The sequence below is a fragment of the Streptomyces parvulus genome (assembly GCF_014648855.1).
Taxonomy (GTDB): Bacteria; Actinomycetota; Actinomycetes; order Streptomycetales; family Streptomycetaceae; genus Streptomyces; species Streptomyces parvulus.
In genome coordinates, this window is the sequence record NZ_BMRX01000010.1 from 370,541 (window position 1) to 395,648 (window position 25,108).

A 25,108-nucleotide genomic window follows, 5' to 3' on the forward strand; every position below is an offset into this window, starting at 1 on the left:
TCGAATACGTGTGCGACATCCGTTCGGCCCCGTCCCACCTGCGCAAACACCCTCCGACCCGGACCGTGGGGACATGTCACACACACCGGGCCACTCCGGCGGGCGCGGCGGTTCCTTCCTCTCCGAGGTGAAGGACGCCGTCACCCCGCGGGCCACCCTGCTCGTGCTCGGCGTGCTCGCGCTCCAGCTGCTGTTCATCGCCTCCTACGTGGGGGCGCTGCACGACCCGAGGCCGAAGGACGTGCCCTTCGGCGTGGTCGCTCCCCCGGCGGTCGCCGACCGGACGGTGAGCGCCCTCGCGGGACTGCCCGGGTCACCGCTGGACCCGCGGACGGTGGCCGACGCGGACGGCGCCCGCAAGCAGATCGAGAACCGGGACATCGACGGCGCCCTGGTGGTCGACCCCTCCGGCCGCACCGACACCCTGCTGGTCGCCTCCGGCGGCGGCACCGTCCTCGCCACCACGCTGGAGGGCCTGGTCGCCGAGGTGGAGCGGAGCCGGGACCGCGCGGTGCGGACCGTCGACGTGGCCCCGGCCTCGGCCCGGGACTTCGACGGGCTGTCGTCGTTCTACCTGGTCGTGGGCTGGTGCGTCGGCGGCTACCTGTGCGCCTCGATCCTGGCGATCAGCACCGGCGCCCGGCCGGCCAACCCGCGCCGCGCGGCGATCCGGCTGATCGTGATGGCGCTGGTGTCGATCACCGGCGGGCTCGGCGGCGCGGTGATCGTCGGGCCGGTCCTGGGCGCGCTGCCCGGCAGTGTGGTGGACCTGTGGGGGCTCGGCGCGCTGATCACCTTCGCGGTGGGCGCCGCCACGCTCGCCCTCCAGGGGGTCTTCGGGATCGTGGGGATCGGGCTGGCGATCCTGCTGGTGGTGATCGCGGGCAACCCGAGCGCGGGCGGCGCCTTCCCGCTGCCCATGCTGCCGCCGTTCTGGCAGGCGATCGGCCCGGCGCTGCCGCCGGGCGCGGGGACCTGGGCGGCGCGTTCGATCGCGTACTTCGACGCGAACGACGTGACCGAGTCCCTGCTGGTGCTGTGGGCGTGGGCGGTCGCGGGGACGGTCGTCGCGATGCTGGCGTCCGTCCTGCGCCGCGCGCGCCGGGAGCCGGAGCTGCCGCCGACGCGGGCCGGCTGACCCACGGCCTCGCACACCCGCGGAGTACACACGCGGACGTACACACGCGGAAGTCCCGCCCCCACTAGGGGACGGGACTCCTGCGTGCCGGTCGGGGCCGGTGCTCAGCCGATCTGCGTGCCGGTGGCCGACAGGGCCTCCGTCACCGGCTGGAAGAAGGTCTCGCCGCCCGAGGTGCAGTCGCCGCTGCCGCCGGAGGTGAGGCCCACGGCCTTGTCGCCAGAGAAGAGCGAGCCGCCGCTGTCGCCGGGCTCGGCGCAGACGTCGGTCTGGATCAGGCCGTTGACGACGTCGCCGTTGCCGTAGTTGACGGTGGCGTCCAGGCCGGTCACCTTGCCGTCGTGCACCTGGGTCGTGGAGCCGCTGCGGGTGACCTCCATACCGACGGTGGCGTCGGCGGCGCCCGAGATGGCCTGGGCGGAGCCGTTGTAGAGGTTCACCTCGCTCGGGTGGTCCACGTCGCCGCTGTACTTGACGAGGCCGTAGTCGTTGTCCGGGAAGCTGGACGTCACGTTCTCGCCGAGCTGGTTGCCGGACGAGTCCTGCCAGCTGGTGATGCCCTCGGTGCAGTGCCCGGCGGTCAGGAAGTGCGGCTCGCCGCCCTTGGTGACGTTGAAGCCGAGCGAGCAGCGCCCGCTGCCGTCGGTGATGGCGTCGCCGCCGGCGATGAAGGGCTTGTACTCGCCCTGCGTCCGCTTGAGTTCGGCCTTGGCGCCGAGCCCGTCGACCACCTTGGTCAGCTTGGCCAGCTCGGCCTTGGAGACCGTGCGGTCGGCGGTGACCACGACCTTGTTGGTGGTCGGGTCGGTCGCCCAGGACGTGCCCGGGATGGCCGCGTCCTCGGTGAGCGTGGTGCGCGCGCTCTTCAGCTCGGCGAGCGAGTTCTCCACGACTCTGGCCTTGGCGCCCGCCTCCTCGACGGTCTGCGCGGCGTCGTCGTCGAGCACGTTGACGACGAGGCTCTTGGCCTGGGCGTCGTAGTACGTGCCCGCGGCGTCGGTACCGAGGTCGCCGAGCAGCGTGGAGGCGAGCTTTCCGGCCGCCGTGACCGACAGGGTCTCGGGGGCGGCGGACTGCGGAGCCTCACTGGCGTTCGCAGTCTGGAAGGTGACTCCCGCCGCGACCAGTGCGGTGATGCCCGCACCTACGACCGCGGCCCGTCGCTTGGGTATGCGTCGGTGCTTCAACTCATGTCCTCCTGTGGGGGGTCGGCCCGGGAGGTTGTGGGGACCTCGCGAACCGGAAGGCTGGTTGACGAGCGCTAACTCTTCCGATTCCACAGGGAGCACACAAGGTCGACTTCAGGACGTGCGCACGACAACACCAGCGTGGTCACACGTCCTTCACCATTCATGTCCCTTCCAGCAGGATTCGCGAAGTGAACGCAGCAGCAAACGCTACGGGCGAGTAACCGAAGACCGGCCGACCCCGCACCTCCCTGTCTGAAAATCGACTCTTGCCTTTCGTCCACCGGATGTGCGTCTACACGCGGCGGTCGCGCGGGCGTCCGGTTCCGCGCACGGGAGAGCCCCCGCACACCGGTGGTGTGCGGGGGCTCTCGTCGTACTGCCTGCCGCGTCCCGGAGGAGGGCAGCGGAGCCGGGCGGACTAGTAGACGCTGACGCCGTAGGCGCTCAGGGCCTCGGTGACCGGCTGGAAGAACGTCGTACCGCCGGAGGAGCAGTTGCCGCTGCCGCCGGAGGTCAGACCGTAGGCGGTGCCGTTGCTGCCGTAGAGCGAGCCGCCGGAGTCGCCGGGCTCGGCGCAGACCGTGGTCTGGATCAGCCCGCCGACGACGTCGCCGCCGCCGTAGTTGACGGTGGCGTTCAGGGCGGTGACCCGGCCGCTGTGGGTGCCGGTCGTGGAACCGTCGCGGATGACGGTGGTGCCCACGCTCGGGGTGGCGGCGCGGGTGATGTCCACGCCGTTCGCGGTGCCGGGACGGGAGACGGACCCCGTGTACTGCACGATGCCGTAGTCGTTGCCCGGGAAGCTGGAGCCCGCCGTCTGTCCGATGACGGTGCCGCCGGAGCTGGAGCGCCAGGCCCCGGCGCCGTCGGTGCAGTGACCGGCGGTCAGGAAGTACTCGGTGCCGTTGGAGGCACGGACGTTGAAGCCGAGGGAGCAGCGCCAGCTGCTCGCGTAGATGGCGTCGCCGCCCTGGATGAGCTTGTTGAACGTGCCGGGGGTGCGCTTGACCGTGAGCGCGCCGGCCTTGTCGCCGGCCTGCTCCTTGATCTTCGCTATCTCGGCCTGGGAGACGGTGCTGTCCACGGTGAGCAGCACCCGGCCGGACTTGGCGTCGACGGCCCAGGCGGTGCCCGGGACGTCGGCCTTGAGCACCGCGCCGCTGGCACTGCTGAGTTCGGCGGCGCTGAAGGCGACCGGGGCGGGTGCCGCGGTCGCGCTGGGGATCGCGACGGCGGCCGCGGCCACGAGGCCGGTGGATACGGCGATCAGCCGAGTCCGTCTCGTGATGCCGCTGCGGGGGGTGGTGCGCTTGATCCTCACTTTTCGTTCCTCCACATGGGAAGTCGGGGGCCCTCGTGTGGGGTTGGGGCCCGTGAGGCGCAGCCAGGGACGGACCTCCGGGTTCCGGATACGTCGTGCCCCTGACAAGCGCTGAGGTTGGAGTATTCGGCCGAACGACCGGTCGGCACAAGGGCACCTTTCGGCCGTTGATCTTTGAACGATCTTTACCGACCCCCGCCGGTCCTCAGCGCAGTTCCCGTTCTCCGGCCTCGACGCGGATCCCCAGGGTGTTCCCGGGCGGCGGGAAGGGGCAGACGAAGTGGTCGGCGAAGGCGCACGGCGGCAGCAGCGCGCGGTTGAGGTCGACCGTCGTCAGACCCTCGGCGTCGGGCGCGGCGGGGCGCAGGAACCGGAAGCGGTAACTGGTGCTTCCGCTGGTGCCGTCGGCGAAGACGGCCCACAGCGAGCCGTCGTCCTCGACGCTCACCTGGAGCGTGTGCTCCCGTCCGTCCAGGGTGAAGGCCAGCTCTCCGCCGAGGGCCAGCCCGCGCTCCCTGCCGTCCGCGTTCGGCACCCGCACGCTGCGCCGCCCGGTGGCGTACGGCGTGAAGCGCCCCGGCACCGACCAGCGCGGATCGTACGGCGTGGCCGCGATGCCCCGGAACGCCCGCCGCGGACCGGCGTTCGGGTCGAAGTCGCGCACCCCCCACAGCCCCTCGCGGACCAGGACGACCAGCCGACGCTCCCCCAGCGCCACCCTGGCCTCCTCGGCCGGCCCCGGGTCCGCGGCGAGCCGCACCCGCCCGGCCGGCGGCCGCCCGTCCACGGTGAGCCCGTCGGCGGCGGTGGCCGTCAGGAGCACCCCGTCGCCGTCCGCCGTCCACCGCCCGGGGATGTCCGGAAGCCGCCCGGCCGGATGGTCCTCCAGCCAGTGCGTGCCGGTGAGGGCGAGCGGCCCGTAGGGCGCCGACACCGTCGCCGTGCGCCGCCCGTGCCACCGCTTCCACTCGTCGGACGCGTCCTTCGTCATGGCGTCAACCCTTCCACACCGGGGCGTCCAGACCGAGGTGGGAACGGAGGGTGGCGCCCTCGTAGGCGGTACGGAACGCACCGCGCTCCCGCAGCAGCGGGACCACCCGGTCCACGAACTCGTCCAGCCCGCCCGGTACCAGGTGCGGCACGAGGACGAAGCCGTCGGCGGCGCCCCGCGCCACGAGCGACTCCATCCCGGCGGCCACCTCGCCGGGGGTGCCGACGAAGGAGTGCCGGGTGCTCGTCAGGTCGACGCCCCAGACCCGCTCCAGCGTGCGGAGCGCGGCCCGCGGGGAGACCTGGCGCCGGCGGATCTCCGCGGACCGTTCGTGTGCCTCGGCGGCGGTGTCCCCGAGGACCACGGTGGCCGCGGGCATGACCTTGAGGTCGTCCGGGTCGCGGCCGTACCGCGCGAGGCGGCGCCCCAGGTCGGTACGGAGGGCGCCGCCGGCGTCCGGGGGACGGTGCCGGGTGAGGAGCACGTCGGCCGAGGACGCGGCGAACTCCCGGCCCTCGTCGGAGCCGCCGGTCCGGGCCATCACCACCGGGTGCCCCTGCGGGGAGCGCGGCAGGGTGAACTCGCCCGCGATGTCGAAGTACCGGCCGCGGTGGGCGAAGGGGCGGGGGGTGCCGTCGGGGGTCCAGGAGTCCCACAGCTGCCGCGCGGCGGCCACGGACTCGGCGGCGCGGACGTAGTGTTCGGGCCGTTCGAGGTGCCCGCCCCGACGGAAGTTCTGGTCGTCGGCGGCGTCGGACGAGGCCACCGCGCTCCAGGCGGCCCGGCCGCCGCTGAGGTGGTCCAGGGTGGCGAACCCGCGGGCGATCTCGAAGGGCTCGGTGTGCGAGGTGCCGGCCTCGGCGGCCAGACCGAGGTGCCGGGTGACGGTGGAGAGCGCGTTGAGCACGGTCAGGGGCTCGGGGCCGCCGGCCGCGTCCGGGTCGTGGACGTGGTCCCCGTGCTCGCGCGGCCGAAGCTCGTCCGCGAGGAGGAGGAAGTCGAACAGACCGCGCTCGGCGGTGCGGGCGAGGTGTTCGAAGGCGGCGAACTCGATCTGCGAGCCCGCCCCGGGATCGTCCCGGACGCTCGTGCCGCGGGCGCCCGGGAAGAGCACGGCCAGGTGCATCGTCCTGTTCCCCGGTCTCCTCGGTCCGGTGCCGCCGGGTCCGGTCATGACGCCCCCCGCGCGACGGCGTACCGGTTGGCGGGGCGGGCCAGTCCCAGGTGGTCGCGGAGGGTGCTGCCCGGGTAGAAGGTGCGGAACAGCCCCCGGTGCTGGAGCAGCGGCACGGTGCCGTTGACCAGGCGCTCCAGATCGCGGTCGGGCTCGACCGGCGTGAGGTGGAAGCCGTCGACGGTACCCTCCCGGTGCCAGCGCGCGATCAGTTCGGCCAGGTCCACGGGGCCGCCGCGGTACAGCGGGCCGCGTGGTGTGGGCCGCGGACCGCCGCCGTGGCCGGGGTGGGCTCCGTACTCGCCGGCGCCGAGGTCGACGTCCAGGGCCGCGAGGACCCGCAGGCCGTCGGGGTCCCTGCCGTGTGCCGCCGCGGAGGCCCGCAGGTCGGCCCGCGCGGCGGCGGCCCGCTCCGGGTGCGCGGTGCGGACGAGGGCCACGTCGGCGTACCGGGCCGCGACCGCGCGGGCCGGCCCGGCGGAGGCGTCCACCACGCGCACGGGGTGTCCCTGCGGGGGCCGCGGCACGGTCTCCCGGCTGTCCCACAGACGCGCCGCCACGTCGGCCGCCTCACCGGCCTCCCGCCACAGGACGTCGGCGGACGCGGCGGGCCGGCGGCCGAAGAGGCGGGCCTCGCCCTCGGTGGTGGACACCCCGATCCGCCAGCCTGCCCGGCCGCGGCTGACCCAGTCGAGGGTGGCCACGGCGGCCTGGACGCGGAGGGACTCGGTGTGGGTGGTGGTGAGGGTGGGGACCAGGCCGACACGGCGGGTCACGGGCGCCACCCGGGCGAGGACCGACGGCGCGTCGGGGCCGGGGCGGGCGAGGCAGTCGTCCAGCGTCACGAAGTCGAGCGCGCCGAGTTCGGCGAGCCGCGCCGCCGCCAGGTAGGCGCCGGCGTCGTACACGGACGGCCGGTCGAGGGCGGCGGCCAGGTGCAGCCGCCGCCGGCCGTGGGAGGTGGTCATGCGGGCCGCCGCGGGGCGCCGGGGCGGGCGAGGGTGTCGGAGGGCATGCGAAGGCTCCGTGACATGGGGTCAGTCGGACACGGTGGGTGGTGCCTTCACACGGCCGAGCCCCTCAGCAGAGCCGTGCGCCGAGAGTACGGCGGCGCTTCGGTCCGCTGTCAAGGTCGTCCGCACTGTGGGCGCCGCGTCTCAGAACGTTGACGCGGCACCGGATGCCTGTTCCACTTGGCCCATGCATCCACAGCAGTGGCTGGTCACGCGCTCCCACATCGACCTCGGTCGAGTGTGGTCCTGTTCCTGTTGAGCCGACCCCGCTGACCTCTCGCCGGTCACCAGATCCGCCGGTGCCCTCTCGGATGTGACGATCCGTCTCCCGCCTTCACGCGCGCGCCCCTCGCCCCGCCACGCACCTCTCCGGAGTCACCCGACCCTCCGGAGATCACTCAGCAACTGCACCCGCAGTCGCAGCCGTCACACCCGCAGCCGTCGCCGTCACAGCAGTTGCTGCAGCAGTCGCAGCAGCTGCAGCAGCCGTCGCACCCACCGCAGTCGCAGTTGGTGCAGGAGCCCTCCTTGCGCTCTCCGCTCCACGGGTCGGAGTAGGTGCCGCAGCACAGTTGGCACGTGCAGGCCAGTCCGGCCCACACCGCGCACCCCGCGAGCAGCCCCCGCCGGTTCCGGCGGGGCGGCTCCGGGGGCGTCGGCCCGCCCGGGCCGCCGGGCGCACCGGGAGTGCCAGGCGGGGCGTACGGGTGGCTGCCGTGGGCGCACGACACCGTGCCGAACGCGCGGTCCACGGAGGCGCCCAACTCGTGGGCCAGCAGCCGGTGCACCAGCCGCCCGTCGGTGAACTCCGCCTCGCGCAGCGCGAGCCGCACCCCGTGCACGGCGTCGTCGGCGAGCCGCCGGGCCTCGGCGAGCGGGGTCCCGGTCGCGGTGAGCGGGTTCCAGGCGCCGGACGCGGCGTCGGCCTCCCGGTCCTCCACGGCGTCCAGGAGATGGGCGAGCCGGCCGAAGAGGCGCCCGGCCTCGGCGAGCGGCTCGGCGTTGTGCGGGCGGCCGGCGAGGTGCGCGGTGTGCGCGAACGCCGCGGCGGTGGCCGTCTCGGTCGGCTCGGTGACGGTGAGCAGCGGTGTGCCGGGGCCGGCGAGCGCCTCGATGCCGCCCTGCCGGTCCACGGCGTCGACCAGTACGGCGGTGTCGAACCCGACGGCCCCGCCGCCGCGCGCGCCCGCCGCGTCCCAGCCGGTGGCGATCCGGCGGGCGGCGAGGGCCACCGGACGGCGGGCCAGCAGGCCGTCCCCGTCGGCGACGTGGTCGCGCACCTTGGCCGAGGCCAGCACCAGCGAGACGGCGGCCGCGAGCCGGGCCCCCTCGCCGTGTGCGACGGACGCGGTGCGCATGCCGCGCAGCGGGCAGGGACCGGCGTTACGGCGTCCCGCGCCGGCTCCGCCGCGGCCGGCCTGAGCCTCCGTCAAAACCGATATGAGCAGCCCGTCATAATTCGTCACGATACGTGCGAACTGTCCGTGGTCCTTGCGCAGAGCGAGGCACAGCCCGCACAAATGCGCCATCCACTGACTCGTGAGGCTCTCTCCGAGCCCGTGCCTGCACGGCCTGACGATTCCGAACACGACATTCCCCCGTGGTTGCCGAGACGCTGAGCTGCGGCATCGTACCGAGTACTCGTTCACCCGTACGCACCCTGTCTCACCCGTCCGCCGTGAAGAATCATATTTCACTCACAGTCAGCAGCCGTTTGGGAAACAGCCCTTGGGACACAAGGACTCTCGACGGATTCGCTGTGCACCAGTACCGTCACAAACCCCCCGGGCGGCGTCTATCCACTTGGCGCGACGTCCGCATCATGGATGACCATAGGGATGCGGAAGCACGAAAGACCGCTGTGAGAGGAGGCGTCCATGGGATCGGTACGCAAGGCGAGTGCGTGGCTCGGCCTCGTCGACGACAACGATGACGAGCGTTACTACGACGACGACTACTCCGAGGGCACCGACTCCGGGGACGCCTGGGTCACGGACCCGCGGGTGAAGGTGGCCACGGACGTGGCCGAGGAGAAGGGCCGCCGCATCGCGACCGTCACCCCGGACAGCTTCCGGGACGCGCGGTCCATCGGCGAGCTGTTCCGGGACGGCGTCCCGGTCATCATGAACCTGACGGCCATGGAGGCGACCGACGCCAAGCGCGTCGTCGACTTCGCCGCCGGGCTCATCTTCGGCCTGCGCGGTTCGATCGAGCGGGTCTCCACCCGGGTGTTCCTGCTGAGCCCGGCCGACACGCAGGTGATCAGCGGCGAGCCCGCCGCGCACCGTTCCGACGGTTTCTTCAACCAGAGCTGAGGCGGGGCCGCTCACCACGGCCCCGCACCACCCGCCGGACAGGCCCTACCGGAAGGCGTCGAGTCCGGTCAGCGCCTTGCCCAGCACCAACTGGTGCATCTCGACGGTGCCCTCGTAGGTGAGCACCGATTCCAGGTTCGTCGCGTGCCGCATGACGGGGTATTCGAGGGAGATCCCGTTGGCGCCGAGGATCGTACGGGCCGTACGGCAGATGTCGATGGCCTCACGCACGTTGTTGAGCTTGCCGAAGCTGACCTGCTCGGGACGCAGGCGCCCGGCGTCCATACGGCGCCCGAGGTGGTGGGCGAGCAGGATCCCCTTGTGCAGCTCGACCGCCATGTCGGCGAGCTTGGCCTGGGTCAGCTGGAAGCCGCCGATGGGCCGCCCGAACTGCTCGCGCGACTTCGCGTACTCCACGGCCGTCTCGAAGGAACTGCGGGCCGCGCCCATCGAACCCCAGACGATGCCGTAACGGGCGTGCGACAGACAGCTGAGCGGGCCGCGCAGTCCGACGACCCCCGGCAGCACGGCGTCGGCGGGCAGCCGTACGCCGTCCATGACCAGCTCGCTGGTGACGCTGGCCCGCAGGGACCACTTGTGCTTGATCTCCGGGGCGGAGAAGCCGGGGCTGTCGGCCGGTACGACGAAACCGCGGACGCCCTCCTCGGTCTGCGCCCAGACGACCGCGACGCCGGCGACCGACCCGTTGGTGATCCACATCTTGCGGCCGTCGAGGACCCAGTCGCCGCCGGCGTCGCGCTTGGCGTGGGTGCGCATGTTGGCGGGGTCGGAGCCGTGGTCGGGCTCGGTCAGCCCGAAGCACCCGATGACCTGGCCGGAGGCCATGCCCGGCAGCCACCGGTTCTTCTGCTCCTCGCTGCCGAAGCGGTGGATCGCGTACATGGCGAGGGAGCCCTGCACGGAGACCAGGGAGCGGATGCCGGAGTCGGCGGCCTCCAGCTCCAGGCAGGCGAGGCCGTACTGCACGGCGGTGGCGCCTGCGCAGCCGTAGCCCTCCAGGGACATGCCGAGCGCGCCGATACTGCCGAGTTCGCGCGCCAGCTCCCTGATGCCGGGCAGCTCGCCCTTCTCGTACCAGTCCGCCACGTACGGCAGCACGCGGTCGGCGGCCCAGTCCCGCACGGTGCCCCGGATCGCCAGGTCCTCCGGGTCCAGGAGGTCGTCGATGCCGAGGGGGTCGACGGGGTCGAAGGCGGGCAACTTGGGGGACGAGGCCATGGAACACCCTCCGGGGCAGTAAAACTAGCGCCGCTAGTTACGACTCTGGTGCCGACGTTACGACGCTGGGTCGCCGCCCGTCCACCATCCCGCTCTCCCACCCGCGCGCCATCCGTTCACCGTCGGAAGCAAGGGGAACGTCGCCCGTGGGGGTGCACCACCATCGGCGGCCGCGGGCGAACCCGAACCACCCACCCACCACCACAAGCCGCCGACGGCGCCGCACCCCCGCCGGCGACGTTCACCCCTTTCTCGGCGGTGAACGGGTGGTGCGTGGGTGGGAGAGCCCTTCGGTCACACCGAGACGCGGGACTCCACCGCGTCCCGGGGCGCCGGCACCGACACCGCCTCCTCCCCCTCGCACTGCATCACCCGCGGCAACCGCAACGCCATCACCGCACCCAGCAGCAACAGCCCCGCACTCACCACCAGCGTCACGTGCAGCCCGTGCACGAAAGCGTCCCCGGCGGCCCGCCGCAGCGCGACCCCCGCGGGCCCCCCGAGCTGCGCGGCGACCTCGTAGGCCTCCCCCAGCGAATGCCCCGCCGCGGCGGACGCCGACGAGGGCACCCCGGGCACACCCCCGGCCACCCCGGGCCCGTACGCCGCGTTCATCACGGTCCCCAGCAGCGCGATCCCGATCCCCGCGCCCAGCTGGTACGACGTCTCGCCGATCGCCGCCGCCCCGCCCGCCTGATCCTGCGGCGCCTCGCTCAGCATCGACTCGTACGCCCCGAACAGCGTCGTCTCCAGCCCGAACCCCAGCAGCACGAAGCCGGCGAGCATCAGCGCGCAGTTGTCGGTACGGCCCAGCGCCGTCAGCAGCACCACCGCGAAGGCGGTCAGGCAGAACCCCGCGCACACCATCCGGCGCGGCCCGAACCGCCGCAGCATCCGCGCCCCCGCCAGGCCCGCCGCCATCGCCGCGAAGGTCAGCGGCAGCAGCCGCAGCCCGGTCTCCAGGGGCGAGAGCCCCAGCACCAGCTGCAGGTACTGCGCCGCGATCAGCTCCAGGCCCACCAGCGCCAGCATGGCCAGCACGATGCACCCCACCGACGTACTGAAGGCCGGCCGCCGGAACATCTCCAGGTCCACCAGCGGATGCGTGCGCCGCCGCTGCCGCCGTACGAACCCGGTCAGCAGGACCGCGCCCAGCGCCAGCGGCAGCACGGTGAACACGCTGGCGACCGGCTCGCCGCCGCCCAGCCGCTTCACACCGAGGACGACCCCGAAGAGGCCGGCCGCCGCCATCAGCGCGCCGACCACGTCCCACGGTCCGCGCCCGTCGCCCTTCGACTCGGGCAGCAGCAGCCGCCCCACCGGCAGGCTGACCAGCATCAGCGGGATGTTGACGAGGAAGACCGAGCCCCACCAGAAGTGCTCCAGCAGGAACCCGCCGAGCAGCGGCCCCACCGCCGCGCCCACCGCGGCCACCGCGCTCCAGATGCCGATGGCCAGCGCCCGCTCCCGCCGGTCGGGGAAGACCTGGCGCAGGATCGACAGCGTAGCGGGCATGATCATCGCGCCGCCGACGCCGAGCAGCGCGCGGGCCGCGATCAGGACCTGGGCGCTGTCGGCGAGGGCCGCCAGCGCGGAGGCGACGCCGAACAGCGCGTAACCGAGCAGGAGGATGCGTCTGCGGCCCACGCGGTCACCGAGCGTGCCGAAGAGGATCAGCAGCGAGGCGCAGACCAGCGGGTAGACGTCGACGATCCAGAGCAGCTCGATCGCGCCGGGCCTGAGGTCCTCGGTGACGGCGGGGACCGCCACGTGCAGGACCGTGGCGTCCACGGCGACGAGCAGCAGGCTGACGCAGAGGACGACCAGGACCACCCAGCGGTTGGCACCGGCCCCGGCCGCCCGGCGGCGCAGCGCGGCGCCGGCCGTGGTCGTACCGGTCATGTACGTACCTCCAAGATGTTCCCTCGCGTGCGGCGGGCCGCGGGGTGGGGACTCCCTGCGGCTCGGCCGGAGAGGAGCGGGCCCCCGGGCCGGGCAACGGAACGCGAGTGACTCGTCAGGGTACGCGAGAGTGCGCAGGCGGCACGTGGCGGGCCTCACACATCCCCGGTCAGGGGTGTGGTGTGTGCCACTGCGCCGCCGGCCGCGGCGCCCCGGCCGTCGGGGCGCGCACCGGGCCCGCCGATAATCGGGCCCGTGACCGATCTCGAGACGCGCACGGAGCGCGGTACGCCGGGGCCGCGCGGCGCCCTGCGCCGGGCAGCCCCGGCGCTCCTGGGCTACGCGGCCGTACGCGCCCTGGGCCTGCTCGCCCTGGCCCTGTGGAGCGCGGCCCGTGACAAGAGCGCGTACCAGCTGCTCACGGCCCGCTGGGACTCCCTCTGGTACACGAGGGTCGCCGAGCTGGGGTACGGCTACGAGGTGCGGCTGCCCGACGGGGACGTGCACTCCAACCTCGCCTTCTTCCCGCTGCTGCCGTGGCTGGAGCGGCTCGGCGCGGCGGTGACGCCGCTGTCGCCGGCGGATGCCGGGTTCGTCGTGAGCCTGCTGGCCTCGCTCGCGGCCGCCTGGGGGATCTTCGCCGTGGCGGAGCACCTGTACGGGCGCCGGGCCGGTGTCTGCGCGGTGCTGCTGTGGGCGGTGCTGCCGGTCGCGGTCGTGCAGTCGATGGCGTACAGCGAGTCCCTGTTCACGGCCCTGGCCGCCTGGTCCCTTTACGCGGTGCTCACCGGGCGCTGGGTCACGGCGGGGACGCTGGCCGCGCTGGCCGGGCTGACCCGCCCGGTGGGACTCGCCGTCGCGGCGGCGGTGTGGGTGGCCGCGGTGGCTCCGTTCGTGCGAAGCCGGAGCGGTGCCGGACCGGACGGCGCCCGCGGGCCGGAGCACGCCCCCGGCGACGGCGCACGGCGCGTGCTCGGCGTGCTCCTCGCGCCCCTGGGCGCCGCCGGCTACGTGCTGTGGGTCGGCCACCGCACCGGCGGGGGCCCGCTCGGCTACCTCGACGTCCAGGCCGGCTGGCGCAACGGCTTCGACGGGGGCGCGGCCTTCGCCCGCTTCGTCGCGGGGAAGTTCACGGCGCTCCCCGGGGCCCTGGCGGGCGTGGGGCTGATCGCCGGGGTCGCGCTGCTGGTCTGGCTGTACGCGGTGTGCGTACGGCGGCGCCAGCCGCTCGCGCTGCTGACGTACTCGGGTCTCGTCGTCGTGCTCGCCCTGTGCGCGTCGAGCTACTTCGGTTCCAAGCCCCGGCTGCTGCTGCCCGCCTTCCCGCTGCTGCTGCCCCTCGCCGTGGCCCTGGCCCGGGCGCGAACGTCCAGGTCGGCGACGGTTCTCGGGGGCCTCGCGGTGGTGTCGGCGGTGTACGGGGCGTTCTGGCTGAACGGGTCGGGACCGCCCTGACCGGCCGCGTCCGCCCGGTGGCCGCCGGGAGAATTCCGTACCAGCATTCGGTTAACTAATTCATAAGCACGATAAAACCGCCGACCGGACCGATCAAAGGAATTGAAGTCCGCGACCGAAGGCGATTGCGCATTCGCCGGAAATGGATCGGCGCCTGAGAGGAATCCCACATCACATCGTCATCACAAAGCCGTTGATTCGGCCGGGATCACTCCTCACTCGCTGTAACGTCGATTGGGTGCGTACCGAACGGAAGCTCACCCGTCTGGACCGGGTGTTCGCGAGACTGGACCGGGAGCCGGAACGACCGGCGCTCCTGGACGTGCCGGAGATGAGCCGGCACAGGATCGCGCTGTTCGCCGGAACCCTCGCGTTCTACCTCGCGATCGTGTGGGCCGTGCTGATCAGCTCGTGGCTGGTCCGGCTCGACTGGCAGGTCATGTTCTTCCGGCCCTACCAGCAGTGGCCGGAGATCCACGCCTTCGTCGACTACTACGTGGTGCTGGGCCAGCGCGGCCCCACCGCCGTGATGGTCGCGGCCTGGCTGGGCTGGCGCTCCTGGCGTCAGCACACCCTGCGCCCGCTGATCGCCCTCGGCGTCTCCCTGCTCCTGCTGAACGTCACCGTCGGTGCCGCCAAGTACGGCATGGGCCGGCTCGGGCCGCACTACGCGACCACGATCGGCTCCAACGAGATGTGGCTCGGCGGCGATATATTTCCGAGCGGTCACACCGCGAACGCCGTCGTGACCTGGGGCATCCTGGCCTACCTGGCCTCGACGCCGCGGGCACGACGCTGGCTGTCGGCGCTGATGGCGGTCACTTCGCTCGGGGTCGGCATGTCCACCGTCTACCTCGGCACGCACTGGCTGAGCGACGTGCTCCTCGGCTGGGCCGCCGGGCTGCTGATCCTGCTGGCGCTGCCCTGGTTCGAACCCCTGATCACCCGTGCCGAGTCCTGGATCCTCGGCCTGCGCGACCGCTGGTACGCCCGGCTCCGCCGCGCGGGCGCCGCGACGCGTCCGGTCGGCCCGCCCGTGGCGGTCGGCCCGTCCGGCTCCGCCCGGGAGGACGCGCCGCCCCGCGAACCGGCGGCGCCGCACCGCACCCGCTCCCCCGCCTACCTGGCGCCGGGTCCGCACACGGCCCGCTCGGACCGCACGCCGGTGACCCCCGCGGGCAGCCGGCGCCCGCCGCACGCGGACCGCCACCCGCGCAACACCGCGCCGGCGGCACGCCCCCTGTCGGGCGGCTGAGCGGCCCCTCAGCCCTTCCAGGCCCGGGACACGCGGCCGTCCTTCACCTCGAAGTTGAGGCGGCCCACGCGGTACTCCATGGTGATGACGGTGCCGGGCGCCAGGGACCGCACCGTCGACCAGCCACGCTCACTCGCCAGCCGCTCGGCCTCGTCGGAGGCGAGGCCGACGTAGGCGTCCGGGCTGTCCTGGGGTTCGTCCGGGGGTGTCGGAATCGGTGCCATGCGGCCACGCTATGCCCTGCCCCGGGGCCGGGGAAGCCCGCGCCGGTAACACAGGGCACCGATGCACCTACGGTCACACTTCTGTCACAGAGTCGCGGGACGCGTTTTGCTGGAAGTCCGTCACACGAACGGACGGTTTTGTACGTCTTTCGCGGACGCGCGAGGTGAATTACCGCGTGTCGCCGCGCGGGCTCGAATAGATGGCGGCGAATGGCCCGCATTGCACCCCAGGACGGGTCGCATTCCACACTCGAACACCCCCGAACGGACTTGCGGACGACTTCGGAACCGCTTACGCGAACCGAACGCGGAGCACAGGAAACCCACTCCTCGCTCACAAGTTCTCCCCATGCCGGGTCAGGACTCCCGCGGCACGACGGCGAGCGAGAGGTCGTTGTCCCCCGTGTAGTACGGCCCGGCCTCGACGGGACCGTCCGCGGTGACCACCCGGGCGCGGGGCCAGGTGAGGACGGGGCGCTTGTCGGCGACGTCGTCCAGCAGCCGCGCCAGGCGCACGACCGGTCCGGACGCGCCGGCGGGCCGCAGCCACAGGCTCCAGTCGCCCGGCGCCAGGCCGTCGTAGGGCACGGTGAAGGCGAAGTCGGCGCGCTCGGTCACGAGGTCCAGCCGCCGCACGCGGCCCTGATCGGCGCCGGCCCGCAGCTCGGCGTGGGCGTCCGGCGTGGGCTGGGTGCCGTAGATCCGGCCGCGCACGGTCAGGCCGCCGGGCACCGGCTCCAGCTCCGCGGTCTCCGCGTGCGGGGCGCGCAGCCAGCTGCGGACGGTGAGGTTGCCCTGACGGGTGGCGTACGGGATGCGGACGGCGACGTGACCGAGCAGCCCGCCGGGGACGCGGGCGGCGAGGGAGCGCAGATCCGTGACGCCGGGGACCAGGCGCCGGGGCTCACCGTCGGACAGGGCGGCGTAGGCGTCCCAGCGGCCCTCGGGCAGGGCGACGCTGCTGGGCAGCGCGGCGCGCAGCACGCCCTCGGCGGCCGGCGCCAGGGGCAGGCCGACCGTCTCGTCGCCGTCGGTGTCCCGGCGGCGCAGGATGAGCAGGGGTGCCCCGGTGGTCCCGCGCGCGGCGACGTCGAAGGTCAGGCCGCCCGCGGAGTCGCCGACGCAGTCGGCCCGCAGCGGAGCGGCCGGTGGGTTCGGCGGCGTCATGCGATGCGGTTCCTCCCTGGGTCTCTCGTCGTCCGGTTAGACCCGGAACCCCGCCTTCTGGTTGTTCTGTGTCCGATTGCGATGTGGTCACGACCGGAGCACCGGCCCGCGCCCCGGCCATCCCCAGTCACCCAATTCATTCGCTGATTTCATGATTTGTCGACTTCATCGGCCGCGGGTTCCGCTGCCCTCGGACGGTCAACCTCCTTTTCAGGCAGGCCACTTGACCGCTCCGCGGCAGCTACGGCCCCACTCCGTCGCCCGGTTCGATTCCGTTGGCCATGGGGCGTGACTCCCGCTACCGATCGCCCGTTGTCCTTGCATGAGCCGGGGACCCGCCCGGACCACGGACCAGGAGCCACCCGGTCCGGTCACGCACCGCACCGAGGGAGCCACCCGTGCCGCGCATGCTCGACGTCAGCGACGACGTACGCGCCGAGATCGGCGACGAAGAAGCCGACCGCCTGCTCGCCGGGGAGTCCGCCCCGGGCAGCTACGACTGCACGTCCTGTCGCACCCCGGGCGACTGCGAGCAGGAGCGCACCAGCACCGTCCTCTTCATCGGCGAGGAGACCGCGGTCCTCGCCTTCGCCCACGCCGGCTGCCTGCCCTCGCAGGTCGTCAAGGTCACCGAGGAGCAGCTCCAGGGGGCGGTGCGGTCCATCAGCGCCGACCAGGCCTCCCGTCCGGAGCAGCAGCGGCCCGCCGCCCCCGAGCAGGCACCGGAGCAGGCGGTGCTCGGCGTCACCAGCGGCCTGGTCCTGATCGCCGGGGAGCTGCACCCGGCGCTCGTGGTGGAGCCGACCGCGCCGATCGCCCGGCCCGGCGCGGTCGGCGCCGGGGACGACTTCCTGCCGCTGCTGATCGAGCAGGGCTTCATGCCGGTCACCGAGCTGGCCGCCACCCCCTCCGTGCTGCACGGCTGGTCGGTGCTGCTCGCGATGGGCCAGCTGCACGCGGTGCTCCAGCCCGGCACCGACGGCGGCCGCCCGGTGGCCTGGTGGCAGGCGCACCAGCCCCTCCAGGTCACCGAGGGCTGGCGCACCGCGGCCAACAAGCACCAGCAGGTGCTGATGTTCGCGGCGCCCGTCGGCTCGATCGGCCGGCAGCCGCGCGAGGACCTGCTGCGGGACGCGCTGGACAAGGCGGCGGCGCGCGGACAGCTGGTCGCGGCGGCGCTGCCGCTGGCCGGTACCTGACCGGAGTTCACACGGGTGCCGGGCGGCCTCCACCTGGGCCGCATCCCTTCCCGCGCGAGGTCGTTTGGACATACGTGTACGCATACGACGCCTTCCACCGCCCTGGCGGCCCCTCGACCACGCCGATCTACGACGCGCTCTGCGCCGAGTACGTCCGGTCCTTCCGCTCGCTGCCCGGAGATCGCAGCGGTGAGGAGGAGCTGGGGTTCACCGCCTTCCGGAGCATTCCGCGCGGCAGAGGCTCGTACAGCGCCTACAGCGCGGGCGCCCAGAGCGCCCGCGTAGGCCAGCAGTCGGTGTGGCAGCGGGTCGGGACCCACGTGCCGGCGCTGCCACCGGCCCCGCGCAGGGGCGTGTGACGGCCACCCGGCCCCCGTAGGACGACGAGAGAGGGTGACCCCGGCCGGGGTCACCCTCTCTCGTCGTACGGACGCGGCCGCCGCCGCTACTTCTTCTTCGCGCCGCGCTTCTCGCGCACCCGCACCGAGATGTGGATCGGCGTCCCCTCGAAACCGAACTCCTCGCGCAGCCGGCGCTCGATGAAGCGCCGGTAGCCCGCCTCGATGAAGCCGGAGGCGAAGAGCACGAACCGCGGCGGCTTGGTGCCGGCCTGGGTGCCGAAGAGGATGCGGGGCTGCTTGCCGCCGCGCACCGGGTGCGGGTGCGAGGCGACCAGCTCGCCGAGGAAGGCGTTGAGACGGCCCGTCGGGACGCGGGTCTCCCAGCCGGCCAGCGCGGTCTCGATGGCGGGGACCAGCTTCTCCATGTGGCGGCCGGTCTGCGCCGAGACATTGACCCGGGGCGCCCACGCCACCTGGCCCAGCTCGGTCTCGATCTCCCGCTCCAGGTAGTAGCGGCGCTCCTCGTCGAGGGTGTCCCACTTGTTGTAGGCGACGACGACCGCGCGGCCCGCCTCCACGGCCATGGTGACGATCCGCTGGTCCTGCACCGAGATCGACTCGGAGGCGTCGATGAGGATGACCGCGACCTCCGCCTTCTCGACGGCGGCGGCGGTGCGCAGCGAGGCGTAGTAGTCGGCGCCCTGCTGGAGGTGGACGCGCTTGCGGATGCCCGCCGTGTCGACGAACTTCCAGGTCACGCCGCCGAGTTCGATCAGCTCGTCGACCGGGTCGCGGGTGGTGCCGGCCAGCTCGTTGACGACGACGCGCTCCTCGCCGGCCACCTTGTTGAGCAGCGAGGACTTGCCGACGTTCGGGCGGCCGATCAGGGCGATGCGCCGCGGGCCGCCGATGCCGCCGCCGAAGGACTCGCGCGGCGCCTCCGGCAGGGCCTCCAGGACCCGGTCCAGCATGTCGCCGGTGCCGCGGCCGTGCAGCGCGGAGACCGGGTGCGGCTCGCCCAGGCCCAGCGACCACAGGTAGGACGCGTCGGCCTCGCCGCTCGGGCCGTCCACCTTGTTGGCGCACAGCACGACGGGCTTGCCGGCCTTGCGCAGCAACCGGACGACCGCCTCGTCGGTGTCGGTGGCGCCGACCTTGGCGTCCACGACGAAGACGACCGCGTCGGCGGCCTCGATGGCGTACTCGGCCTGCGCGGCGACGGAGGCGTCGATGCCGAGGACGTCCTGCTCCCAGCCGCCGGTGTCGACGACCTTGAAGCGGCGGCCGGCCCACTCGGCCTCGTAGGTGACGCGGTCGCGGGTGACGCCCGGCTTGTCCTCCACGACGGCCTCGCGGCGGCCGATGATCCGGTTCACCAGGGTCGACTTGCCGACATTGGGGCGGCCGACGACGGCGAGGACGGGCAGCGGGCCGTGCCCGGCCTCCTCGATCGCGCCCTCGACCTCCTCGACGTCGAAGCCCTCGTCGGCGGCCAGCTCCATGAACTGCGCGTACTCGGCGTCGCCGAGCGCCCCGTGGTCGTGCTCCTCGCCCGAGCCCTCGGAGTGGATGTGGTCGTTCATGAAGTCCGTACCTCGTTCATCGTGGTGATCGGTGGAACACCCCTGTACTGGGTGATCCACTACTCAAGTGTCGCCTAGCGGCCGGTGAGCCGCCTGGCGTTCTCCAGGTGCGCGGTCAGCTGCTTCTGGATGCGTTCGGTCGCCTCGTCCAGCGCCTTGCGCGTACGGCGTCCGCTGCCGTCGCCCGCCTCGAAGGGGTCGCCGAAGACGACGTCCACCCGTGCCCGCAGGGGAGGCAGCGCCTTTATCAACCGTCCGGGACGGTCGGTGCTTCCCAGCACGGCGACCGGGACGATCGGGGCGCCGCTGCGGACCGCGAAGTAGGCGAGCCCGGCGCGCAGCGAGGCGAAGTCTCCGACGCCGCGCGTGCCCTCCGGGAAGATGCCCAGCACGCCGCCGTCGGCGAGGACGCCGAGGGCGCGGGCGATGGCCGTGCGGTCGGTGGAGTGGCGGTCCACCTTGAGCTGGCCGATGCCGGTCAGGAAGCGTCCGAGCGGGCCGATGAACGCCTCCTTCTTGATCAGGAAGTGCGTCGGCCTGGGCGCCACGCCCATGACCATGGGGCCGTCGATGTTGTGCGAGTGGTTGACGGCGTAGATCACCGGGCCGGTGGCCGGCACCCGCCAGGCGCCCAGCACGCGCGGCCGCCACAGCCCGTACATCAGGCCGACGCCGATGCGCCGCCCGACCTCGGCGCCCCGCGCCGAAGGGACCTCGGTCACTTCGCCGCCCGCTTCTCCTCGACGAGGGTGACGACACACTCGATGACCTGGGGCAGGGTGAGGGCGGTGGTGTCCACCTCGACCGCGTCGCCGGCCTTGGCCAGCGGCGAGGTCTTGCGGCTGGAGTCGGCGGCGTCCCGCTTGATCAGGGCCTCGCGGGTGGTGTTGACGTCGGCGCCCTTCAGTTCGCCGCTGCGGCGGGCGGCGCGGGCCTCCGCCGAGGCGGTGAGGAAGATCTTGAGGTCGGCGTCCGGCAGCACCGTCGTGCCGATGTCGCGGCCCTCGACGACGATGCCGAGCGGCGCGGCGCCGGCGATGGTGCGCTGCAGCTCGGTGATCCGTGCACGGATCTCGGGGACGGCGCTGACCGCGCTCACCTTGGAGGTGACCTCCTGGGTGCGGATCGGGCCGGCCACGTCCACGCCGTCGACGGTGATGGTGGGGGCCGACGGGTCGGTGCCGGAGACGATCTCGGGCTTGCCGGCCGCGGCGGCGACGGCGTGCGGGTCGTCGGTGTCGATGCCGTTGCTGACCATCCACCACGTGATCGCCCGGTACTGGGCGCCGGTGTCGAGGTAGCTCAGGCCGAGCTGCGCGGCGACGGCCTTCGACGTGCTCGACTTGCCCGTGCCGGAGGGGCCGTCGATGGCGACAATCACGGCCGGGGCGGTCGGGGCGGCGCCGTTTTCCACGAGGGGACACCTTCCTGGTGCGGTGCGGTGGGTGGTGTGCGGGACGCGAGCGCGTCCCGCACAAGGTTACCGGGCCCGCGGGCGGCCCCGGACAGGCATCCGGCGCCCCCGGTCACTGCCGGATGGCCCAGCCCCGGTCCTTGAGGGCGGCGGTGAGGACGGCGGCGGCCTTCGGCTCCACCATGAGCTGCACCAGACCGGCCTGCTGCCCGGTCGCGTGCTCGATGCGGACGTCCTCGATGTTGACGCCGGCCATGCCCGCGTCCGCGAAGATGCGGGCCAGCTGGCCGGGCTGGTCGTCGATGAGGACGGCCACGGTCTCGTAGGCGCGGGGGGCGGAGCCGTGCTTGCCGGGGACGCGGACCTGTCCGGCGTTGCCGCGCCGCAGCACCGAGGCGATGCCGGTGCCGCCGTCGCGGCGCTCGCCCTCGTCGGAGGACTGGAGGCCGCGCAGGGCCCGCACCGTCTCCTCCAGGTCGGCGGCGACGTCGGTGAGCAGGTCGGCGACCGGGCCCGGGTTCGCGGAGAGGATGTCGATCCACATCCGGGGGTCGGAGGCGGCGATCCGGGTCACGTCCCGGATGCCCTGGCCGCACAGGCGTACGGCGGCCTCCTCGGCGTGCTCCAGGCGGGCGGCGACCATGCTGGAGACCAGGTGGGGCATGTGTGAGACGAGCGCCACGGCGCGGTCGTGGGCGTCCGCGTCCATCACCACCGGTACCGCGCGGCAGTGCGAGATCAGCTCCAGGGCGAGGTTCAGCACCTCGGTGTCGGTGTCCCGGGTCGGGGTCAGCACCCAGGGGCGGCCCTCGAAGAGGTCTCCGGTGGCGGCCAGCGGGCCGGACTTCTCCCGGCCGGACATGGGGTGGGTGCCGATGTAGGCCGACAGGTCGAGGCCGCGGGCCTCCAGCTCGCGGCGGGGCCCGCCCTTGACGCTGGCCACGTCGATGTACCCGCGGGCGGCGCCCCGCTCCATGGCGTCGGCGAGGACGTCGGCCACCAGGGCGGGCGGGGCCGCGACGATCGCCAGGTCGACCGGTCCGCCGGGGGCCTCGTCGGTGCCGGCGCCGAGCGCGGTGGCCGTGCGGGCCTGCTCGGGGTCGCGGTCGGTGAGGTGGACGGTGACGCCCCGCTGGGTCAGGGCGAGGGCGGCGGAGGTGCCGATGAGGCCGGTGCCGATGACGAGTGCGGTTCTCACTGGGCGATGTCCTTGCGCAGGGCCGCGGCGGCGCCGAGGTAGACGTGGGTGATCTCGGCGCGGGGCCGGTCGGACTCGATGTGGGCGAGGACCCGGACGACGCGGGGCATGGCGCCCTCGACGTCCAGTTCCTGGGCGCAGATCAGCGGCACGTCGGTGATGCCGAGGCCGCGGGCGGCGGCGGCCGGGAAGTCGCTGCGCAGATCGGGGGTGGCGGTGAACCAGAGGCTGATCAGGCTGTCGGCCGACAGGCCGTTGCGCTCCATGAGGGCGGTCAGCAGGGCAGCGACCTGCTCGTCCATGTGCCCGGCGTCGTCCCGTTCCAGTTGGACGGCGCCCCGGACCGCTCGTACCGCCACGGCGTGCTCCTTGCTGACGTGCGTATCGCTTCCTGGCCCGACCAGCCTAGTCAGCCCGCCGGACGGCGGTCCCGGCCGCCCGCCTCATGAGACGGCCGGACGGGGCCGCCCGCGCCCGCGGGGGGACCGCCGGCGGAGGAAAAATCCGGTCGGCCCGGCGGCGGCCGCCCGCGTACGCTCCTCGCCCATGGACCCCGAACGGCTGGTACGCGACCACACGGTCTACGCCTGTGTCATGGGCTCGCGCGCCTTCGGCCTGGCGACGCGGGACAGCGACACGGACCGCCGGGGCGTCTTCCTGGCCCCCACCCCGCTGTTCTGGCGCTTCGAGAAGCCGCCGACGCATGTGGAGGGCCCGGCCGAGGAGCAGTTCTCCTGGGAGCTGGAGCGCTTCTGCGAGCTGGCCCTGCGCGCGAACCCGAACATCCTGGAGTGCCTGCACTCCCCCCTGGTGGAGTACGTCGACCCCACGGGCCGCGAGCTGCTCGTCCTGCGCGACGCGTTCCTCTCCCGCCGGGTCCACGAGACGTTCACCCGCTACGCGCTCGCCCAGCGCCGCAAGCTGAGCGCCGACGTCCGCACGCACGGCGCCCCGCGCTGGAAGCACGCGATGCACCTGCTGCGGCTGCTGGAGTCCGCGCGCGACCTCCTGCGCACCGGCATCCTCACCCTCGACGTCGGCGACCGCCGCGAGTCCCTGCTCGCCGTGAAGCGCGGTGAGGTGCCCTGGCCGGAGGTGGAGGCCCGGATGACCCGCCTGTCCCGCGAGACCGACGAGGCCACCGACCGGAGCCCTCTGCCCGCCGAACCGGACCGCCGCCGGGTCGAGGCCTTCCTCCACGCGACCCGCCGCGCCTCAGCCCTCCGGGCGGAGCCCGTCCCAGAGCGCCCCCAGCGCGAGTAGGTCGTCCCGGTACTCGACGCGGTCCGTCCAGGAGGGGGGCCAGGCGTCGGCGCCCAGGTGGGCGCCGGCGAACGCGCCCGCGAGGCAGGCGATGGAGTCGGAGTCGCCGGAGGTGCAGGCGGCGCGGCGCAGGGCGGTCAGGGGTTCGTCGACGAGGAGCAGGAAGCAGAGCAGCCCGGCCGCCAGGGCTTCCTCGGCGATCCAGCCCTCGCCGACGGCCAGGCAGGGGTCGGTCTCGGGCGAGGAGGTGCGCACGGCGTGCTGGAGGCGGTCCAGGACGGCAAGGCACTCGTCCCAGCCGCGGGCGATGAAGTGCTCGGGCGTGGGGTCCTGGGCGCGGGACCACAGGTCGCCGAGCCAGCGCTCGTGGTAGCGGCTGCGGTTGTCGTAGGCGTACGAGCGCAGCAGCCCGACCAGACCGGTGGGTTCCGCCCCCGCGGCGAGCAGCCGTACGGCGTGCGCGGTCAGGTCGGCGGCGGCGAGCGCGGTGGGGTGGCCGTGGGTGAGGGCGGACTGCAACTGGGCGGCGCCCGCGCGCTGTTCGTCGCTGAGGCCGGGGACGAGGCCTATGGGCGCGACGCGCATGTTGGCGCCGCAGCCCTTGGAGTGGATCTGGCTGGCGTCCTGCCAGGGAAGGTCGGGCTTCTTGAGGAGATTGCACGCGACCAGGCACGTCCGGCCGGGGGCGCGGTTGTTCTCGGGCGACTGATACCAGTCGACGAACTCCTCGCGCACCGGCCGTTCCATCCGCTTGGGTCCGAGCAGCCCGCGGTCCATCGCCGTCCGCAGCCCCTTCCCCAGCGCCAGCGTCATCTGCGTGTCGTCCGTCACGAGCACCGGATCGGGGAGCTTCATCTCCCGCCAAGGGCCGCACTTGGCGAGGATCGCCGGGACGTCGTTGAACTCGGTCGGGTGGCCCAGCGCGTCGCCGAGGGCGAGGCCCATGAGCGCTCCGGTCGCGGCGCGCTTGGCGGTGGTCTTCGTGGTCATGCGGGGCGTCCTTCCCGAGAGGTGCGGAGCAGCGGCGGGTGCAGCGTGGTGGCGGGGCCCGCGCGGTAGAGCGCGGCGGGCTTGCCGCGGCCGCCGGTCAGCCGGGCGGCGCCGGGGACGGGCTCCACGAAGCCCGGGGTGGCGAGGACCTTGCGGCGGAAGTTGGGCCGGTCGAGAGGAGCGCCCCACACGGTCTCGTAGACCTGCTGCAGCTCGCCGAGCGTGAACTCGGGCGGGCAGAAGGCGGTGGCCAGGCAGGTGTACTCCAGCCTGCCGCCGACGCGGTCCCGGGCGTCGGCCAGGATCCGGTCGTGGTCGAAGGCGAGGTCCCGGGCCTCGTCGTACGGCGTCCAGCGGGCCTCGGCCGCGTCGCTGCCGGCGTGCGGCTCGGGAGGGTCGGGCAGCAGGGCGGCGAAGGCGACGGAGACGACCCGCATCCGGGGGTCCCGGCCGGGTTCGCTGTAGGTCCGCAGCTGCTCCAGGTGCAGCCCGCTCACGTCCGCCAGGCCGGTCTCCTCGGCCAGCTCGCGCCGGGCGGCCGTCTCCGCCGACTCGTCCGGCAGCAGGAAGCCGCCGGGCAGCGCCCACCGGCCCGCGTAGGGCTCCTGGCCGCGCTCGACGAGCAGCACGTGCAGGGCGCCCGCGCGCAGCGTGAGGACCGCGAGATCGACGGTGACGGCGAAGGGCTCGAAGGCGTGCTTGTCGTAGCCGTGCAGAACGGCCCACCCCCTTAATA

General features: G+C 73.4%; 24 protein-coding genes. 7 read left to right on the forward strand and 17 right to left on the reverse strand.

Annotation, left to right across the window (positions count from 1 at the left end):
- Window positions 1-73: 73 nt before the first annotated feature.
- Window positions 74-1,138 carry an ABC-2 transporter permease gene (locus IE108_RS22010; RefSeq protein WP_189397731.1) on the forward strand — a complete coding sequence of 355 codons (1,065 nt, stop codon included), beginning with the start codon at window positions 74-76 and terminating at the stop codon, window positions 1,136-1,138.
- A 104-nt stretch (window positions 1,139-1,242) separates the two neighbouring features.
- Here IE108_RS22010 and IE108_RS22015 read toward each other — a convergent pair whose 3' ends face one another.
- The 6 genes from IE108_RS22015 to IE108_RS22040 all read right to left on the reverse strand — a co-directional run bounded on the left by IE108_RS22015 (window position 1,243) and on the right by IE108_RS22040 (window position 8,416).
- The gene (locus tag IE108_RS22015) at window positions 1,243-2,325 is read right to left on the reverse strand and encodes a S1 family peptidase (protein ID WP_064727120.1); all 1,083 of its coding nucleotides are present in this window, start codon (window positions 2,323-2,325) and stop codon (window positions 1,243-1,245) included.
- A 421-nt stretch (window positions 2,326-2,746) separates the two neighbouring features.
- A complete protein-coding gene (locus IE108_RS22020; protein ID WP_064727121.1) occupies window positions 2,747-3,649 on the reverse strand; it encodes a S1 family peptidase in 903 nt (300 codons plus the stop codon).
- A gap of 205 nt (window positions 3,650-3,854) precedes the next feature.
- Window positions 3,855-4,640 (reverse strand): DUF1684 domain-containing protein, encoded by a 786-nt coding sequence (locus tag IE108_RS22025; RefSeq protein WP_064727122.1) that lies wholly within the window; start codon window positions 4,638-4,640, stop codon window positions 3,855-3,857.
- Between the two features lie 4 nt (window positions 4,641-4,644).
- Entirely contained in the window at window positions 4,645-5,766 is a 1,122-nt protein-coding gene (locus IE108_RS22030) for an LLM class flavin-dependent oxidoreductase (RefSeq protein WP_373297026.1), read from the reverse strand.
- A 44-nt stretch (window positions 5,767-5,810) separates the two neighbouring features.
- Entirely contained in the window at window positions 5,811-6,782 is a 972-nt protein-coding gene (locus tag IE108_RS22035; RefSeq protein ID WP_064727124.1) for an LLM class flavin-dependent oxidoreductase, read from the reverse strand.
- A 443-nt stretch (window positions 6,783-7,225) separates the two neighbouring features.
- Window positions 7,226-8,416 (reverse strand): DUF5685 family protein, encoded by a 1,191-nt coding sequence (locus IE108_RS22040; protein WP_079163462.1) that lies wholly within the window; start codon window positions 8,414-8,416, stop codon window positions 7,226-7,228.
- Window positions 8,417-8,704: 288 nt separating this feature from the next.
- On the opposite strand from IE108_RS22040, the gene IE108_RS22045 reads away from it, so the two are divergent.
- Window positions 8,705-9,142, forward strand: coding sequence for a cell division protein SepF (locus IE108_RS22045; protein WP_064727126.1), 438 nt, complete (start codon window positions 8,705-8,707; stop codon window positions 9,140-9,142).
- A 45-nt stretch (window positions 9,143-9,187) separates the two neighbouring features.
- Here the strand turns inward: IE108_RS22045 and IE108_RS22050 are convergent, their stop codons facing one another.
- Both IE108_RS22050 and IE108_RS22055 read right to left on the reverse strand, forming a co-directional pair.
- The gene (locus IE108_RS22050) at window positions 9,188-10,381 is read right to left on the reverse strand and encodes an acyl-CoA dehydrogenase family protein (RefSeq protein WP_064727127.1); all 1,194 of its coding nucleotides are present in this window, start codon (window positions 10,379-10,381) and stop codon (window positions 9,188-9,190) included.
- Window positions 10,382-10,675: 294 nt separating this feature from the next.
- A complete protein-coding gene (locus IE108_RS22055; protein ID WP_064727128.1) occupies window positions 10,676-12,283 on the reverse strand; it encodes an MFS transporter in 1,608 nt (535 codons plus the stop codon).
- A gap of 255 nt (window positions 12,284-12,538) precedes the next feature.
- Here IE108_RS22055 and IE108_RS22060 point away from each other — a divergent pair, with 255 nt between their 5' ends.
- Together IE108_RS22060 and IE108_RS22065 are read left to right on the forward strand one after the other, a co-directional pair.
- Complete coding sequence (locus IE108_RS22060) at window positions 12,539-13,738, forward strand: glycosyltransferase family 39 protein (RefSeq protein ID WP_064727129.1); 1,200 nt, start codon at window positions 12,539-12,541, stop codon at window positions 13,736-13,738.
- Between the two features lie 238 nt (window positions 13,739-13,976).
- The gene (locus IE108_RS22065; RefSeq protein WP_064727130.1) at window positions 13,977-14,993 is read left to right on the forward strand and encodes a phosphatase PAP2 family protein; all 1,017 of its coding nucleotides are present in this window, start codon (window positions 13,977-13,979) and stop codon (window positions 14,991-14,993) included.
- A gap of 8 nt (window positions 14,994-15,001) precedes the next feature.
- Here the strand turns inward: IE108_RS22065 and IE108_RS22070 are convergent, their stop codons facing one another.
- Window positions 15,002-15,217: an I78 family peptidase inhibitor gene (locus IE108_RS22070; RefSeq protein WP_064727131.1), complete on the reverse strand. Its 216-nt coding sequence runs from the start codon at window positions 15,215-15,217 to the stop codon at window positions 15,002-15,004.
- Window positions 15,218-15,574: 357 nt separating this feature from the next.
- Window positions 15,575-16,384: a hypothetical protein gene (locus IE108_RS22075; RefSeq protein ID WP_064727132.1), complete on the reverse strand. Its 810-nt coding sequence runs from the start codon at window positions 16,382-16,384 to the stop codon at window positions 15,575-15,577.
- Between the two features lie 398 nt (window positions 16,385-16,782).
- Between IE108_RS22075 and IE108_RS22080 the strand changes: the two genes are divergently transcribed.
- Complete coding sequence (locus tag IE108_RS22080) at window positions 16,783-17,583, forward strand: DUF8842 C-terminal domain-containing protein (RefSeq protein WP_064727133.1); 801 nt, start codon at window positions 16,783-16,785, stop codon at window positions 17,581-17,583.
- 74 nt (window positions 17,584-17,657) lie between these two features.
- Window positions 17,658-17,942: a hypothetical protein gene (locus IE108_RS22085; RefSeq protein ID WP_064727134.1), complete on the forward strand. Its 285-nt coding sequence runs from the start codon at window positions 17,658-17,660 to the stop codon at window positions 17,940-17,942.
- A gap of 86 nt (window positions 17,943-18,028) precedes the next feature.
- Here the strand turns inward: IE108_RS22085 and der are convergent, their stop codons facing one another.
- From der to aroH, 5 genes are all read right to left on the reverse strand, one after another.
- Window positions 18,029-19,507: a ribosome biogenesis GTPase Der gene (gene der / locus IE108_RS22090; RefSeq protein ID WP_064727135.1), complete on the reverse strand. Its 1,479-nt coding sequence runs from the start codon at window positions 19,505-19,507 to the stop codon at window positions 18,029-18,031.
- Window positions 19,508-19,581: 74 nt separating this feature from the next.
- Window positions 19,582-20,229, reverse strand: a complete 648-nt coding sequence (locus IE108_RS22095) for a lysophospholipid acyltransferase family protein (protein WP_064727136.1) — start codon at window positions 20,227-20,229, stop codon at window positions 19,582-19,584.
- Complete coding sequence (gene cmk / locus IE108_RS22100) at window positions 20,226-20,921, reverse strand: (d)CMP kinase (protein WP_064727137.1); 696 nt, start codon at window positions 20,919-20,921, stop codon at window positions 20,226-20,228. The genes IE108_RS22095 and cmk overlap by 4 nt, the downstream gene beginning before the upstream one ends.
- A gap of 112 nt (window positions 20,922-21,033) precedes the next feature.
- Complete coding sequence (locus tag IE108_RS22105; protein WP_064727138.1) at window positions 21,034-22,119, reverse strand: prephenate dehydrogenase; 1,086 nt, start codon at window positions 22,117-22,119, stop codon at window positions 21,034-21,036.
- Window positions 22,116-22,478: a chorismate mutase gene (gene aroH, locus IE108_RS22110; protein WP_064727139.1), complete on the reverse strand. Its 363-nt coding sequence runs from the start codon at window positions 22,476-22,478 to the stop codon at window positions 22,116-22,118. The genes IE108_RS22105 and aroH overlap by 4 nt, the downstream gene beginning before the upstream one ends.
- A 187-nt stretch (window positions 22,479-22,665) precedes the next feature.
- Here aroH and IE108_RS22115 point away from each other — a divergent pair, with 187 nt between their 5' ends.
- Entirely contained in the window at window positions 22,666-23,382 is a 717-nt protein-coding gene (locus IE108_RS22115; RefSeq protein WP_064727140.1) for a nucleotidyltransferase domain-containing protein, read from the forward strand.
- Here IE108_RS22115 and IE108_RS22120 read toward each other — a convergent pair.
- Window positions 23,335-24,372: an ADP-ribosylglycohydrolase family protein gene (locus IE108_RS22120; protein WP_064727141.1), complete on the reverse strand. Its 1,038-nt coding sequence runs from the start codon at window positions 24,370-24,372 to the stop codon at window positions 23,335-23,337. The two genes, IE108_RS22115 and IE108_RS22120, sit on opposite strands and share 48 nt — an antisense overlap.
- Complete coding sequence (locus IE108_RS22125) at window positions 24,369-25,088, reverse strand: NUDIX hydrolase (protein ID WP_064727142.1); 720 nt, start codon at window positions 25,086-25,088, stop codon at window positions 24,369-24,371. The genes IE108_RS22120 and IE108_RS22125 overlap by 4 nt, the downstream gene beginning before the upstream one ends.
- Window positions 25,089-25,108: the final 20 nt, after the last annotated feature.